7 protein-coding genes are annotated in these 16,096 nt (G+C 59.1%); 3 read left to right on the top strand and 4 right to left on the bottom strand.

The annotated features are described in order from the left end of the window. Positions 1 to 15 precede the first annotated feature (15 nt). The 3 genes from KUL77_RS10650 to KUL77_RS10640 all read right to left on the bottom strand — a co-directional run bounded on the left by KUL77_RS10650 (position 16) and on the right by KUL77_RS10640 (position 9,824). Positions 16 to 8,352: an Ig-like domain-containing protein gene (locus KUL77_RS10650; RefSeq protein ID WP_297146831.1), complete on the bottom strand. Its 8,337-nt coding sequence runs from the start codon at positions 8,350 to 8,352 to the stop codon at positions 16 to 18. Between the two features lie 10 nt (positions 8,353 to 8,362). Then, positions 8,363 to 8,932 carry a DUF3617 family protein gene (locus KUL77_RS10645; RefSeq protein ID WP_297146829.1) on the bottom strand — a complete coding sequence of 190 codons (570 nt, stop codon included), beginning with the start codon at positions 8,930 to 8,932 and terminating at the stop codon, positions 8,363 to 8,365. Between the two features lie 175 nt (positions 8,933 to 9,107). After that, positions 9,108 to 9,824 carry a response regulator transcription factor gene (locus KUL77_RS10640; protein ID WP_297146826.1) on the bottom strand — a complete coding sequence of 239 codons (717 nt, stop codon included), beginning with the start codon at positions 9,822 to 9,824 and terminating at the stop codon, positions 9,108 to 9,110. Positions 9,825 to 9,983: 159 nt separating this feature from the next. On the opposite strand from KUL77_RS10640, the gene KUL77_RS10635 reads away from it, so the two are divergent. After that, entirely contained in the window at positions 9,984 to 11,078 is a 1,095-nt protein-coding gene (locus KUL77_RS10635; protein WP_297146824.1) for an ATP-binding protein, read from the top strand. On the opposite strand, the gene KUL77_RS10630 is transcribed toward KUL77_RS10635, so the two are convergent. Next, positions 11,061 to 13,403 carry a triple tyrosine motif-containing protein gene (locus tag KUL77_RS10630; RefSeq protein ID WP_297146822.1) on the bottom strand — a complete coding sequence of 781 codons (2,343 nt, stop codon included), beginning with the start codon at positions 13,401 to 13,403 and terminating at the stop codon, positions 11,061 to 11,063. The two genes, KUL77_RS10635 and KUL77_RS10630, sit on opposite strands and share 18 nt — an antisense overlap. A 109-nt stretch (positions 13,404 to 13,512) precedes the next feature. Here KUL77_RS10630 and KUL77_RS10625 point away from each other — a divergent pair, with 109 nt between their 5' ends. Together KUL77_RS10625 and KUL77_RS10620 are read left to right on the top strand one after the other, a co-directional pair. Continuing rightward, complete coding sequence (locus tag KUL77_RS10625; protein WP_297146819.1) at positions 13,513 to 14,811, top strand: M20/M25/M40 family metallo-hydrolase; 1,299 nt, start codon at positions 13,513 to 13,515, stop codon at positions 14,809 to 14,811. A gap of 76 nt (positions 14,812 to 14,887) precedes the next feature. Continuing rightward, entirely contained in the window at positions 14,888 to 15,901 is a 1,014-nt protein-coding gene (locus KUL77_RS10620; RefSeq protein WP_297146818.1) for a hypothetical protein, read from the top strand. Positions 15,902 to 16,096 lie beyond the last annotated feature (195 nt).

Here is a 16,096-nt window from a genome sequence, read left to right as displayed (position 1 = left end):
TCATTGGCCTTCTCCTCAGCGGCTCTTCAGGCCGACCGAGGCCGATGGATCATCGTTGATTTCTACCCGCAGCTTGGCCTTGGTTTCTGGGCTGAGCTTGGCGGCAATGGCCTCATACACCGCCTTTGCACGGCGCAGACCAAGTTTGAGGTTGTACGCGTCGGAACCACGGCGATCTGCATGTCCGGTGACCCCCACAACACCACCACCAAGGGCTTCGATGTCGGCGGCGATCTTATCGATCACGGCTACAAACTCAGGCTTGATGGTGGACTTGTCGGTATCGAACAAGATCGTTCCAAGCACCGGTGATTCACCCAAGCGCACCAGCGTACTGCTGGGGTCGGCAAGATCGGCGCGCAGCGTCACCGTTGTGGCTTTCGCTAGGTCGTTATCCAGCTTGGCCACCAGTGCCTCACGCACGGCCTTGGCACGATCCATCGCCAGTGCTTGGGTAGCACCGTTCGCCGAAATCACCACCTCGCCCGCACCGTTGGCGCGCACCTGTTCGGCCATCTTGTCGATCACCGGCAGATAGGCGTCACGCAGCACCGCACTTTCAGGCGCAAACAACACTTCACCCAGCTCCATTTCAACATCGTGCTTACCGCCTTCGATGACGCCATTGGGCAACTTCACGCCAAAGTCGAAGCGTACCGGTAGGCCAGGGGTCACGCGGCGCAGCTTCGGATTTTCCGTAGTGAAGCTCGTACCCGGTGGCAGCGTGGCGGGGTCCACCTTCATGATGAAGTTGCGCCCGCGCTCCCAGCGTCCGCCGTCGATACCGGTTAAGTGGTAGCGGCCGTACTGGTCGGTTTCAACCAGCAGACCTTCCACTGTTGCAATACGCACGCCCGGGATACCGCGCTCATCGACACCTTGGTTTTCGATGATGAAATCCACCTGATAGCCGTTGGCTACCTGGCTGATCTTGCGGGTCACGGCCGGTATGGCAGAGGTCAGCCCCTTGGCCGCCTTGCCTTCGGCAGAGAGCGTTGTCTTGCCGTCCGCATCCATGCGCAACGTAACGCCTTCAGCACTGGTCAGTACGAAGTCATCGGTGAAATCCAATGCACTCAAGGTTTGACTGATCACCACGCGATGGTTGCTTGCAAGATCCGCATCCGAATCACGTCCATGTAGAGCACCCACTGCAATTCCATGCAGCATCGGCGCACTTGCATCCGCTTCCGGCTGCGCACCTTGACCACGGTCCACCGTCGTCGAGCCTGCAACATAGGCACTTGGCGAGAAGCCGCCTTGCACCTGCACCTTGCTCAGCGCAGCGCTGTCTTGCCAACCATCACTATCGCGGTCATCAAACACCGTACCGACGATCAACGATTCGTCTAGCAGCGCATCAGCGGTCAACTCGACATCAGCAGTGGCCACGTTCGAGACGCGCTCGCCGCCGTCATCATTGATCAACGCACTGTTGGTATGAACACCAGCGCGAACGCCAGCACCCACGCGCAGCAGATAGGTGATCGTTGCGCTTTGACCTGCCTGCACGTCGACCTGACTGACGCTCAGCGGGTAGGTGCTCAGTAGCTGCCCAACACCGTCTTGGTCGTTGACCGCCAGCGAACCGGCCACATAGGTGAAACCAGCAGGCGGTGTATCCATGACGCGACCATTGACCAAAGGCGTCGTGCCTGTGTTTTGCAACGTCAAGGTGTAACGCACCAGATCACCCACCTTCACTTTGCTTGGGGTGGCCGTCTTCACCAGACGGATCTGTACCGGATCGGGTTCCACCAGAACAACAGCATTCCCCATTGCGGCCACACTGAACGACACACCGCCGCTGCCACCGCCCGCAACCGTCCAAGCCGTTGCATCGACACGGTTATTCAGGTTCCCACTCGGGCGATTTGCATCTGCCACCGTGACCGTATGCGTATAGCTATCACATACCGCACTTGCACCAGGCGCCAAGCTCAGCGGGGCACAGGTCAGCGAAGTGGTGGGATAGCCATCCATCGTGTCAGCAACACTCAAGTTATTCAGCGTCACATCACCCGTATTGGTCACCACGATGGCGTAAGTAATCACGTCACCGATATTGGCCGCACCCGGGGTAGCGTTATCCACGGTTAGTGTTGCGGTTTTCACTGCCGAGATCGACGGATGCTGCGCAATCGCGGTATCCACTTCGCTCGGATCACTCGTCACCGGATCAGGTGTCGAGCCACCCGGCACTGTCGGCGGCGTACCCGTTGCGGTTGCCACGTTGTGTACATTGCCCGCTTCCACATCAGTCGCGGTCACGGTATGGCTACCGGTGCAAGTAGTGCTTGCGCCTGGGGCCAGTGTGGTCACAGGGCACACTGCTGAGGCATCCAGCAGGGCGTCATTGACCACGATCCCGCTCAGGGTGACGTTACCCGTGTTGGTGACAAGGAACGCATAGGTAATGATGCTGCCGGCCGTGTACGGCCCTACTGAAGTCACAGACTTCGCAACCGTCATTGCGGGGGTCTGCACCGTTGCCGTGTCCACCGTGCTCGGCGGCGTGGTGATCGGCGCAGGTGGCGGGTTACCCGGCACGGTTGGCGGTGTGCCACTGGCCGTTGCGCTGTTATGCACATAGCCCGCCGCAACGTCTGCCGCAGTTACGGTGTAATTGCCGGTGCAGGTGGTGCTAGCACCCGGGACCAGCGTGGCTACCGGGCACACCGCTGGGGCATCCAGCAGCGCGTCGGTGATCGTAATACCGCTCAGGTTGGTGTTCCCCGTATTGGTCACAAGGAAGGCGTAGACAATCACATCACCTGCCGCATACGGGCCGGTCGAGGTCACCGATTTCACCATCGTCATTGCGGAGTTCTGCACCGTTGCCGTGTCCACCGTGCTTGGCGGCGTGGTGATCGGCGCGGGCGGCGGATTGCCCGGAACGGCTGGCGGCGTGCCGCTAGCCGTTGCGCTGTTATGCACATAGCCCGCCGCAACGTCTGCCGCAGTTACGGTGTGGCTACCGGTGCAGGTGGTGCTTGCCCCCGGAGCCAGCGTGGTCGCCGGACACACGGCCGCAGCGTCCAGCAAGGCGTCATTGACCACAATCCCGCTTAGGGTGACGTTACCCGTGTTGGTGACAAGGAAGGCATAGGTAATCACATCGCCTGCCGCATACGGGCCGGAGGATGTGACCGACTTCACTAGGGTCATTGCCGAATTTTGAGCCGTCGGTGTATCCACCGTGCTCGGCGGCGTGGTGATCGGTGCGGATGGCGGGTTGCCCGGCACGGTCGGCGGAGTGCCGGTAGCAGTGGCGCTGTTATGCACATAGCCCGCCGCAACGTCAGCCGCAGTCACGGTATGGCTACCAGTGCAGGTGGTGCTTGCACCCGGCGCCAACGTGGAGACCGGGCACACCGCTGGGGCATCCAACAGGACATCGTTGACCACGATCCCACTTAGAGTGACGTTACCCGTGTTGCTCACAAGGAAGGCATAGTCAATCACATCGCCCGCCGCATACGGGCCGGTCGAGGTCACCGACTTCACCACCGCCATCGCAGGGTTCTGCACGGTGGCTGTGTCCACGCTGCTCGGTGGTGTGGTGATCGGCGCGGGCGGTGGGTTGCCCGGGACAGTCGGCGGATTACCGGTTGCAGTGGCGCTGTTATGCACAAAGCCTACGGCCACGTCTGCCGCAGTCACGGTGTGCTGACCGGTACAGGTGGTACTTGCACCCGGAGCCAGCGTGGTGGCCGGGCAGGTCGCAGGAGCATCAAGGAGGGCGTCATTGACCACGATCCCACTCAGGATGACGTTACCCGCATTGGTCACAAAGAAGGCGTAGGCAATCACATCACCTGCCGCATACGGGCCGGACGAGGTCACCGACTTCACCACCGTCATCGCAGGGTTCTGCACGGTGGCTGTATCCACACTGCTCGGCGGCGTGGTGATCGGTGTCGGTGCAGGACCACCCGGTACGGTCGGCGGAGTGCCGGTAGCAGTGGCGCTGTTATGCACATAACCTACCGCCACCTCTGCCGCGGTTACGGTGTGGCTGCCGGTACAGGTGGTGCTTGCACCCGGAGCCAGCGTGGTGACCGGGCACACCGCTGGGGCATTCAGCAGAGCGTCGTTTACTGCAACGCTGGTCAGCGTCACATCACCCGTATTGGTTACAAGGAAGGCATAGCTGATCACATCACCCATCACATACGGCCCAGTTGAAGTGACTGACTTCACTATGGTCATCTGTGGGTTTTGCGCGCTCGGAGTAATAACCGTGCTCGGTGGCGTAGTGATCGGTGCAGGCGGCGGATTACCCGGCACGGTCGGCGGTGTGCCCGATGCAGTGGCCGTATTTTGCACATAACCTGCGGCCACCTCTGCGGCGGTGACTGTATGGCCACCGGTGCAGGTGGTGCTTGCACCCGGAGCCAGCGTGGTGACCGGGCACACCGCTGGGGCATCCAGCAGCGCGTCGGTGATCGCAATACCGCTCAGGTTGGTATTCCCCGTATTAGTTACGAGGAAGGCATAAGCAATCACGTTGCCTGCCGCATACGGGCCGGCCGAGGTCACCGATTTCACCAACGTCATCGCCGGGTTTTGTACTGTCGGCGTATCCACCGTGCTCGGCGGCGTGGTGATCGCTGCTGGCGGCGGGTTACCCGGCACAGTCGGAGGGTTACCGCTGGCCGTGGCGCTGTTGTGCACATAACCTGCAGCCACGTCTGCGGCGGTCACCGTATGGTTACCCGTACAGGTAGTGTTAGCACCCGGCGCCAGCGTGGTCACAGGACACACGGCTGGAGCATCCAGCAGAGCGTCGGTAATCGCAATACCGCTCAGGTTGGTATTCCCCGTATTGGTCACGAGGAAGGCGTAGGCAATCACATCACCTGCCGCATACGGGCCGGTGGATGTTACTGACTTCACCATCGTCATCGCCGGGTTTTGCGTGGTTGCAGTATCCGTTGTGCTCGGCGTGCTGGTTACCGGGCCGGGCGCAGGATTGCCAGGAATAGTCGGCGGGGTGCCGCTGGCCGTGGCGCTGTTGTGCACATAACCTGCGGCCACCTCTGCTGCGGTGACTGTATGGCCACCTGTGCAGGTGGTGCTTGCGCCTGGAGCCAGCGTGGTGGCCACACACACCGCTGGGGCGTCTAACAACGCATCATTCACAACGACGCCTGTGAGCTGCACGCCACCGGTATTGGTCACCAAGAAGCTGTAGTTAATGATGTTGCCGACGCTGTACGGCCCGCCTGCCAGCACGGACTTCACCACCGAAATGCTCGGCGGCGCAGCCACCGTCACGGTGACCGTGGCGACATCGCACACAGATCCGTTGGGCGCGGGCAAGCACACCTGATAGTCGAATGTGGTCGTCCCGGTGAAACCGGTATCAGGTGTAAACGTATAGCTGCCATCCGGATTGACGACGACCGATCCACCCGGGGGCGTAGTCACCGCACCGAACGTGGACCCAGCAGGATAGGTATCGTTTGTCACCACCGTGTCGGTTACAGGGGTGTTTTGCACCGTACTGGTGCTGTCGTTGACTGCATTCGGCCCAACGACTACATCAACCGTTGCGGTCTTGCAGATCGACGCATAAGGCGCTTCAAGGCAAATGGTATAGGTGTAAGAGTCCGTACCGGTAAAGCCCGTATTAGGCGTATAGGTGCAAGACGCCGCCGCACCGGTACCTGTGCAGGTTACCGTGCCATTGCTGCCATCGGTCTTGCTGGTAATAGCGCCAACCGTACCATTGGTGGCAGTGTCGTTGGCACCGACTATTGTTGTAACCGGCGTGCCATACGGTGTTTGTGCCGAATCATTTACGGGATCAATGCTCAAGGCCTGCACCGTCGTTGTGACAGGGTTACTGTCGCAAGGCGTACCGGCTGGGCACAGCGGATCACCACCGCCGCTGATCGAGGCCCTGTTAACCACCGGCCCAGCCACCTCGGCAGGGTTTGGCGTGACATTGATCGTGAACGTTGCCGTGTTTGCAGGCGCTACATGCGACAAACCGGCAGGTACAGTACAGGTCACCAACTGCGCGGCGATAACGCAGCCGCTAGAGGCACTGTTCACAATTAATGCAGCCGCCAGCGTATCGGTCACCGTGGCAGGAGCACTCGTTACCGCCGTCCCGCTATTGGTCACGGTTAGGGTGTAATCGTAAGCGATACCTTGATGAGCCGTTGCAGGGCCACTTTTGGTAATTTCAAGCTTCGGTGCAGGCGTAGCAAAAGTGACGTTAAACGCACAGTCTGCGGTGACTGGGCTGACGCTGTAGGTGTAGTTGCCGCCAACGGGACCTGTCAGCGTGCCTGGGCAGGTGTTCGCGCCGCCGGGCGTGGTGATCACCGGCACCTGGCCCGGCGTACCGGGGGTGATGGTGAAGCTGGCGCCCTGACCGTCTTCCACGATCTGCGGTGTATTGGGAGTAATGGTGCCGCCCACGATGGAAGGCGTCACCGTCCACACCTTGGCGAACACCGCCGTGACGGAAAGATCGACCGTACCCATCTTCACATAGCACTGGTTGCCGGTGATGGTGGTGCAGTCGCCAGTCCAGTTTTTGAAGATCGAACCCGGATCGGCCACCGCCGTCAGATAGGCCTCTTGGTCCTTGCCGAGAAGCTGGCTGTTGCAAGGCGCTCCGCCGGGCGAGGCACAGGCCAAACTGGTGGGAACCGCATTGACGCGCCCGGTGCCCGCGCCGGTGGTATTGACCGTCAAAGTGTGCTGTTCCGCACTGACCGGCGTGCTCAAGCCATCGGTATTGTTCGAGGCGACGTTGTCCGATGTACCTACCGGTGGCGCAACATTGACCACGGTCACTACGTTCGTACCGGCTGCCGTGGCAGCGATCCCCGTAACGGTGTAGATCAAGCTTTGCCCCACGGGCAGATTACCTGTTGTGGCAATGGCTCCCGCGCCGCTGGCTGCCCCACAGGTCGCACTGCTGCCACCGGCAGGCGCACAGACCCACGCCGCTGTTCCACTTACACCGCTCAGTGTTTGTGTGATACTGGCCCCTGTCACGTCGATTGGGCCGTTATTGGTAACGGTTACCGTGTAAGTAACGGCCCCACCCACCGCATAGGACGGCACGCCACCGTTGCTGACGGTAATACCCAGATCCACCGTCGGCGTGGCGCTTGGCAGAATGATGGTCTTAACCAGTGGCCCAATGAATGGGCTGACCGTGTTCGCACGAATGTCATAGTCGCCATTGTTGACGACGTTATTGGGTGACGTGGTGGCTGCACCGGCCGGAACCGTGAAGCTGACCTGGAAATTGCCGCCGTCGCCATCGTTCAGGTTACCCACAGGGCAATCGATGTAATCCGCACGCGGCGAGGTACCCGCATGAACCCCAGTACAGCTTGCGGGATAAGAGCCCGGCACGAAGGTGAGGTGCAGCCCGTCCTCGGTAATCGGCGCAGCCAGGCGCACCCACGTATCGATGGCGAGCACGCCACTGTTGTTGATGTAGTTGTAGGTGTAGGTGACCTGTTCGCTGGGCTTGGTGATCGCCGGCCCGGTGGCATAGACACTCAGACCCGGCATCTTGGAGCCGAACACGTCAACGTAGACTTGCCCAGTATGGGCCGCTGCACCCTGGGCGCAGTTGGAGACGTAGATCTTCAGCAAGACCTGATCGCCCACGTCCAGCAAGCCATTGCCGGGGGAAATATCGAACCCCTGCCAATTGGTGAACTGGTAGCTACCGACGCTCTGCCAGGGAATGCCCGGCTGGTTCGAATAGTTGAAGGTATTGAAGAGCGTGCTGTTGCCCTTGGTCTGGTTGATCACCTCGACATAGAAAAAGGGCTGCTGGTTCGCCGGATGGCCCGGGTTGTTCAGCACAGGCGCCATCGCGAAGCGGATATGCACCTTGCCATCCACCGGATCGACGTCGGACAGGGCCATGGTGGCCACCTGTTCGATCGAGGCGCCCTTGAGGCCGCCATTGCCACCGATCAGCGCCGACGCGCTCCCGGAGAACGGATACGTCACCACGCCACCGGTATTGGCCGCCGTCCCCGGGGTGGTCAGCACCGCGCTGCGGAAGCCGGCGCCATTGCCGCCGTTCGAGACCGTGCCCGTCGCGGTCAGCCCCAGCTGCGAACTGCTCGTGACCGGGATCGTCGAGTTGCTGCGGTTGTAATCGCGCAACGTCCAACTGGAGAAATCCCCGGTTTCAAACCCGCCGTTCTGGACCTGTGCCTGCGCCATTGGCGCGGCCAGCAACAACGCCGCAGCGGCAGCAACACCAAAGTGGCCACGAATAGCCGTGTGCAAGCCTCGCAGAGCCTGCGCAATGCGCGTACCCCAGCTTGCACCAACCGTAGACGAGAAAGAAACCTTCATGGACATATCCTTAATGGGCGTGCCCTTCGGCACGCTCGACGTCATCAACCACATTCACTTTGGCACCGTTCGGCAGCACCATGTCGCCCGGGCGTTGCCCCGGCTTACACGCCCCCAGCCAGCGCCCCTGAAACCCAACTGGCCCTACCTTGGCCATTGCAGCACCCGGGTATTCCGCGCTGTATGTCCCGCCATACATCGCGTTTAAATCGCCCCGCAACTGCATATTCAACACCACGCGCTGGTCATGCACTTTGCATGCCCCAGCGATGTCATAGCTGCCCTTCTTGCTGCTCGCCACATTGAAAGCGCCGCAATTCTCCTGCGTGGGCAAGATAGAAAGCAGCATCACCCGTTCGGCTTTGGCATCTGTACATTGCAAAACTGTTTGCGCCGACTGCCGCACACCGCGCGCGCCCGGTGCCGCATGTCCTTGAATCGTCACTTCCCAAAGCCCAGCCTTGCGCATCGGCAGGTTGGCACGATCGGCGCTTGGCTTAACCACCGGCTGCTTTGCAACCACAGCACCAGAAACAAACAGCAGCGCAAGCAGCACGGAACGACAGGCAGCGCTGGCCACCCATCTTTTTGAGATTTCCGTTTTCAACCCCGCGCCCCTAGTTCCCACGCACATCACACTTTTAAGATTGGCTGACAGTATAAAATTTTGATAAATGCGGAATCAATCACGGTTTATTCACAAAAGATGCAATATTTAGTGAGTAACGGTGATTTACATGAATACGCGATTTAAATTACGCCAAAAACAAATATCCCGTCCCGCGCACGGTGAGTAGCGGCAGCTCGTCTCCGGTAACGGTTTGCACTTTGCGCCGCAGCCGGTGCACCAGCATTTCTAGGCGGTGCGGGTCGAAGTCGTGCTCTGCGCCGCAGAGCTGCTGCAAGATGCGTTCTTTTTCCACGGTGACACCCGCCGCGTCCATCACAACCGTGAGCAACAGGCGTTCGTTGGCCGACAGTTTGATGCTTTCCCCTGACGGAGAGACCAGCAGCCAGCCTTGCTGGGTTAATTGCCAGCGCTCGGTTTGAATGACGGCGGTAGGCGCTGCAGCTACGGGCGCAACTTCAGGCACAAGGCGGCGCGCCACGCTGCGCAGGGTGGCGGCTAAAACGGCCACGTCCACGGGCTTGGCCAAATAGGCGTCGGCACCTTCTTCCAATCCGCGAATTTGATCGCCCGGGTCAGACCGCCCGGTGAGCATGACCACGCCCACATCACCCAGCTTCCGCAAGTGACGCACCACCTCAAACCCGCTTTCATCGGGCAGCCCAATATCTACCACAAACAGGCCGCAAGACCGCAAGCTCAGCGCTCGATACAGGCCCAGCGCGCTATTCACGCCAACCGCATCAAACCCTTGCCGCAGCAGGCCGGGGACGAGAATCCGTTCACGCAGTTCATCGTCATCTTCCACCACTAAGACGAACAGTCCATTGCTATCTAAAGGCATGCCAACCCGAGACAGAGTGATTCACCGCTCCATTCTATGACAAAAGTCACTCTTTTCCTTTGCCGTTTATGCTCTGCCTTCCGCCGCCCGTCTTTCGCACAGACTCTTGGCGCACCCCTCGCTGCTGCACAGCGCGGGCAGGCGCGCGATACTTCCGCTATGCCACTGTCTCGCCAGCTCGCCATTGCATTCGTCGCCACCGGCTTAAGCCTGCTTGCGCTTAGCCACTATTACTACGGGCTGGCTGCGCAGCAAAGCGTTCTGCTGGGTATTGTGCCACTGCTTTTTTCGGCGCTTTTGCTTGGCCGTCGCGGGCTTTGGGTCAGCGCGTTTATCTGTTTCGGCATCTTGCTGCTTGGTACTTGGGTCGATCAGCAACATGAGATCACGCTCAAAACAGCGTTCGCCAGTTTGCTGCAGCCCTCTATGGAAGGGCTCATCATGGCGCTGGTATTAGACCGTTTGCTTGTGCAATTAGACGCCAACCGTCGCCGCAGCCAAGACCTCGCCTTACTCTGCCGCCAGTTAGAAAAAGAAATTCAACATAAGGAACACTCGCAGGCGCAGCTTGTGCATTCGCAGCGCATGGATGCACTGGGTAAATTGGCCGGAAACGTGGCCCACGACTTCAACAACCTGCTTAGCGTAATTTTGGGCTATGCCACCGAACGCAATGATGCCGAGCATTTGCAAGAACGCATGCGCGGCATTACCGTTGCCACCCGCCGTGGCAAACAACTTACGGGGAAACTCATGACACTGGCGCGCGCCACATCACCCGCGCGTGAAGTGGTGGATATCAACACCCTTCTCAATGAACTACAGCCCATGCTGGCCCATATGCTGGGTGAACGTATTGATATTCGTATGGTGCTCTGCGCGCAGCCTGCTTGGGTCAACATCGACCCCGCCGAGTTTGAGGCCAGTATTTTGAATCTGGCAAAAAATGCTGGAGATGCGATTGCGCACGAGGGCGTCTTCCGTATTGAAACGCGCCTCACTGAAAATGAGGTGCAGCTGCAAATTCACGATACGGGTTGCGGCATGTCGGCGGAGGTGGCTCAGCAAATTTTTGAACCCTTCTTCACCACTAAGCCGACGCATGGTGGCACGGGGATTGGCCTTGCCATGGTGAACCGCATCATGACCGATGCAAACGGGCAAATTGCCGTTGCAAGTACACTTGGAGAAGGCACGCGCTTTCTTGTGCAGCTGCCTTTGCAGGCAGCGCCTGCGTCAATGCCCTTGGCCTGATTCTGGCTTACGCAGGCGCGAGAGTAATTCCGCATCAGCGTCTTCTTCGTGCGCACGCATCAGCAATAGCGCCACCAAACAGGCAAGGCTTAATGCCCACCACGCCCACTGGTGCTTATACCAAGGCTGTGGGCGATATAACTGTAATTGGGCCGAGGGTGACCATGCACCTCCCAGTTCGCGCGCCTGCACTTCAAAGGTGAAGTACCCCCAAGGAAGTTCCGAGAATAATACGCTGCGATTGACCCCGACATTGACCCAATCGTTGGAGCGCTCCACCGCCCCCACAATGCGGTAACGAAAGCGCACCTGATCTAACCCTAGAAGAAAAATTGCGCCGTAACGGACCGAAAGCATATTGGTATTGGCTGACAATTCATTCCACCCTGAAAGGTGCAGAAGCGGCCCCGCCGCACTGGCTTGCTCAATATAGGCCGTAGGCACGCGCCCTCGGCTCCAATCCAGCTGCATCGGCGACACACGCGCAAACCCCGTCATCATGGCAAACCAGAGATGGCTGCGACCGTCATCGACGCAAGGCGGCACCGTGCTGCCGTTGAACTCGGACGTGATCAAGCCGTCTTTTTCAGTCAGGCTGCGCATCACAGGGCCTGCTGCGCCAATGTGCCGATCCATCAACACGTTGATCCCGCGATTACCGGCCAACCATAGTGGCCCGCGATCATCCGGCAAGATGCAGGAAACGGTATCGTCCACCAGCCCATTGGCCTCGGTGAATTGCTGCACGTCTCCGTGCTCAATTCGAAATAGACCATTGCCATAGCTACCAAGCCACAGCACGCCAGCCGTGTCTTCATAGAGTGCGCGGAGAAAACGCAAGCCTTTGTGCTGCGCTGGCGTCCAGCGCTGTGCGATATTGCCGCCGTCTATTCGGAACGCACCGCGATCCCCCGCCACCCACACGCCGCCCGTACGCGCAGCAGTAATGCGTTTGACTTCCATACCGGCCAGCGCAGGGATTTTTTCGATACGCTGCACGCTGCCATCGGCTGCAAGGTGCATACGCCCGACGAACTGCGCATTCGCCACCCAGTACGCGCTACCCTCCTTCCAAACACCCACCTGCCCCGCCTGCGGCCAAACCGCAACACGCTCCACGCGCCCTTGCTGCAAGCGCGCCAGCACGCCACCCGACGTACCAATCCATAAGGCATTCGATTCTTTTTCGTACAGCAAGCTATGAATGCAACCATCACCTAGCGCCGCAGCGACCGGCCATTCGGTTTGCGTACCTGCGGCATCTAAATGCCAGAGCGAAATGCAAGACATCGCCAACCAAATGCCACCGCGCCCATCTGCGGCAAGTACCCGCCCAGGTGCAGCGGGCTCGACGGCGGAGCGCAGTACGCCTACGCGCGCGGGGCGCACGGCCCATAAACCATCGTTCGGCGTGCCGATCCAAAGCGTTTCTTCCGAATCGACCAACAGGCTTATGGCATAGAGTTTTTCTGCGCCCGGCACAGTTTCTTCGCGCCCATCGTTTAAGAGCCTGCGTGTGCCATTACGCGCATCGGCGAGATACACGCGCCCAGCGCCATCTTCTAGCAGATGTGTCTCGCGTTCCTGCAGCGTTTTAATCGCCTCCCACTGCCTATTGCTAGCGGTGTAGCGATACAAAAAGGCGCCATCCAACAACATCCAAACAATGCCTTCTTGCGCCACCATCGCGTGTACCCGCCGCCGTCCATCGGGCAATGCCAATGGTTTGAGCGCACCGTTATCCCATTGCTGCAGGCCCGACAATCCACCCAATAAAGTCTGGCCTGCAACGCGCGCACTCAAAGAGTATTGCCCATTGATAGGGATCGAGCCGATTGTTCGAAATGTTTTCGCATCAATACGAAAAACGCCCTTTGCAGTCATCGCCCAGACTTCGCGCGCATTCGGCGAGAACAGCCGAAACACGATGCAGCGCTTTTCGCAAATATCCAGTGTGCGAAATGTTCCTTCGCGATACACACCCAGCCCCGCGTCCTCGGTTCCTACCCAAAGTTGATGCAATGCGTCCTCATGCAGCGCGGTAATGCGTCGACTAACGGGCCCGACTTCATCCGAGCGAAGCACGCGAAATGTCTGTCCATCAAAACGGGCCAAGCCGCCGAAGGTGCTCACCCAAAGAAACCCATCTTGTGTGCGCAACAACCCATTAACGGTTACCTGCGGTACACCATCTGCCACACCATAGTGGCGTAGAACGGGGGCCTCTGATAATGCGAGCGCAGGGCGCTCCGCACTAGCAGGCAAGGCCATCAGCAGACAGCCCCATAGTAAAGCCCGCCCCAGCATCCACAACACTTTCCCCATCCCTGCGTTCCTGGTTCCCGTTTACTTGTTGATTCTAACCATACGAATGGCCCTTTCTGCCCCATCCACATTTCGCTATGGTGCTGTTTTCTGGCTTCAACATACGCTCATGCCCAAACTCACCATCCTTGCCTGCTCTTTATTGCTCACACTGACGGCTCATGCGGGCATCAGCCCGATTGAACAACGCATTAGCGCAGGCGTGGATGCCGGGCAACACACTCAAGTGGCCTTGCTGCAGAAGCTGGTGGAACAAAACAGCGGCACATTCAACCTTGCAGGCGTTAAAGCGGTGGCCGATATGTTGCGCCCCGAGTTTGAAGCCCTTGGGTTTAAGGTGGAATGGAAGCCGATGCAGGCCACTGGCCGCGCGGGGCACCTCATCGCCACACACAAGGGTAACGGGCAGGGCAAGCGCGTCCTGCTGATTGGCCACTTAGATACGGTCTTTGAGCCGGATAATCCATTTACCGAATTCCGTATTGAAGGAAACCGCGCTTATGGCCCCGGCGTGGGCGATGACAAGGGCGGTGTTGTTGTGATTCTTGCGGCGCTGCGCGCCCTGCACGATGCGGGCGCACTGCGTGATGCGGATATTGAAGTCGTGCTCACTGGTGATGAAGAAGAAGTAGGCACGCCCGTTGCACTGGCCCGTGCCGACCTGATTGCCGCGGGTAAACGCGCCGATGCTGCGCTCGATTTTGAAAATCTCTCCCATCAGGACGGCCGCGAAATGGGCGCAGTGGCACGGCGTTCGTCGAACGTGTGGACACTCACCGTGCACGGCGAAACCGGGCATAGCTCCGGTATTTTTTCCGAAGCAATGGGCGATGGCGCGGCGTTTGAACTGGCGCGTATTTTGAACACCTTTCGCAATGAACTGCCCGAACCCAACCTCACGTTTAATGTCGGGCTGTTGGGTGGTGGCGAACAGGCCACGCTAGACGCTAGCCGCTCGCGCATTCAATCCAGCGGCAAAGACAATATCGTGCCGCCTATTGCCATTGCGCGTGGCGACTTCCGCACGCTCACGCCCGAGCAAACCACACGCGTTAAAACCAAGATGCAAGAGATTGTGGCGCGTCACCTGCCACGCACCTCTGCCGAAATTTTGATTGAAGAACACTACCCGCCCATGGCCCCCACCGCCGGCAACCGCGCCCTATTGGCGCAGCTCAACGGCATCAACCGCGATCTTGGCCTTGCAGAGATGGGCGAGATTGATCCCTTACGCCGCGGTGCGGGCGATATTTCATTTGTCGCCACCGACGTGGATGGGCTGATTGGGCTGGGTGCCTCCGGTGGCAATAGCCACGAAGCGGGTGAATACATCGACCTTACCGCACTTCCGCGCCAAGCCAAACGCGCAGCGCTCATGATCTACCGCCTCTCGCAAAGCCCGCGCTAACTGCGGGCCCGCGAAGCGTCATGTCCGGAATATGCACACGCCCGCGTATAGGTGAATATCCATCGCAGGATATTCCATGCGCACTCCATTTCGCCTATTCCTATGTCTGCTCGCAATCGTAGCGTTTGGTGGCTGCAAGCCTGAACCGCCACCCGCAGCCGCAGCAACCGCCGCACCTGTGCAGGCAGCGCCCTCTGCCAGCACGCTATCGCTCTTTGGCGCCGGTACCTGTCTTTCATTACACGACTGGTCGATGAAGGGCGAGCGCGAATTCACCTTCAGCGACAATTACGCGCGAGCCTCAAATGACGATGAAGAAGGCACAAATAGCGAGCCTTTTGTTCCCTACCAAATGCACTTTAATGTTCGCCTAGGCGCGCATACCCGTTCTGGGCAAATTGAATTCGATCAGGGCCAAGCACTACTTGATGCCGTCGTTGTCGATCAGGACGATATTTTGAAAGCAGCACAAGTGTGCGATGGCCACATCTTCGTGATCAATCTCGCGCAAGAACGCGGCGGTTCGCTGGTGATTGGCAATCTCGGTGATGGTGGCATTTCCATCACGCGGCTACCGTATTCCAGCGGCGATGAAGACACAGCGCAGGTTGCGTTCAAAGATGGCGCGCTGGTGGTGACAGATGCCAATGGCAGTTTCCGTTTAGAGGAAACCTTAGACGCCGAAGAAACAGATGACCCCATGTATGGGCTAGTACCTGAGTCGATCGAGTGCAAACAGGAAAGCCCGCAAGGCTATGTACGGTTATGGATCGTCCCCAATATTGACGGTAGCATTCGCAAATTTGACCTGCTTACCGTAATGCCCAGCAAGCTCAGCTGCAGCGCATCCGCAGGCTTTGACGATAATGCCGTAGTCCGCCAAGACAAAGACGTGACCCACGTTGAATGGGAAGGTGAAGATTACGACTCGCAGATGCGCATCGTGCGCAGCGGCGGCACCTACCGCCTTGAAACAGCGGGCTATTACCCACCTGCCTTTTGCGGCCAAAGCGCGCAACTGGTGGAAAGCGTCACACTGCAGCGAGGGCAAGCGCGTTGCGTTGATGCTATTTGGCCAGCAAAGCAATGATGCAATGAGGTCTGCCATGCCAGTTAAGCTGATTTCCGCTGGCGATATGCACAGCCTTTTCATCACCCATCACCACCAACTTTGGGGCATGGGGAATAACAGCTACGGCCAACGGGGTGATGGCAGCACGTCCGCGCACCGTGTGCTGACAAAGCTGCACGACACCATCACCAGCGCAGCCGCAGGTGGGCAGCA

This window comes from Thermomonas sp. (genome assembly GCF_019104945.1).
In the GTDB taxonomy this organism is placed as follows: domain Bacteria; phylum Pseudomonadota; class Gammaproteobacteria; order Xanthomonadales; family Xanthomonadaceae; genus Thermomonas.
This window is presented reverse-complemented; position numbering and strand designations above follow the sequence as displayed.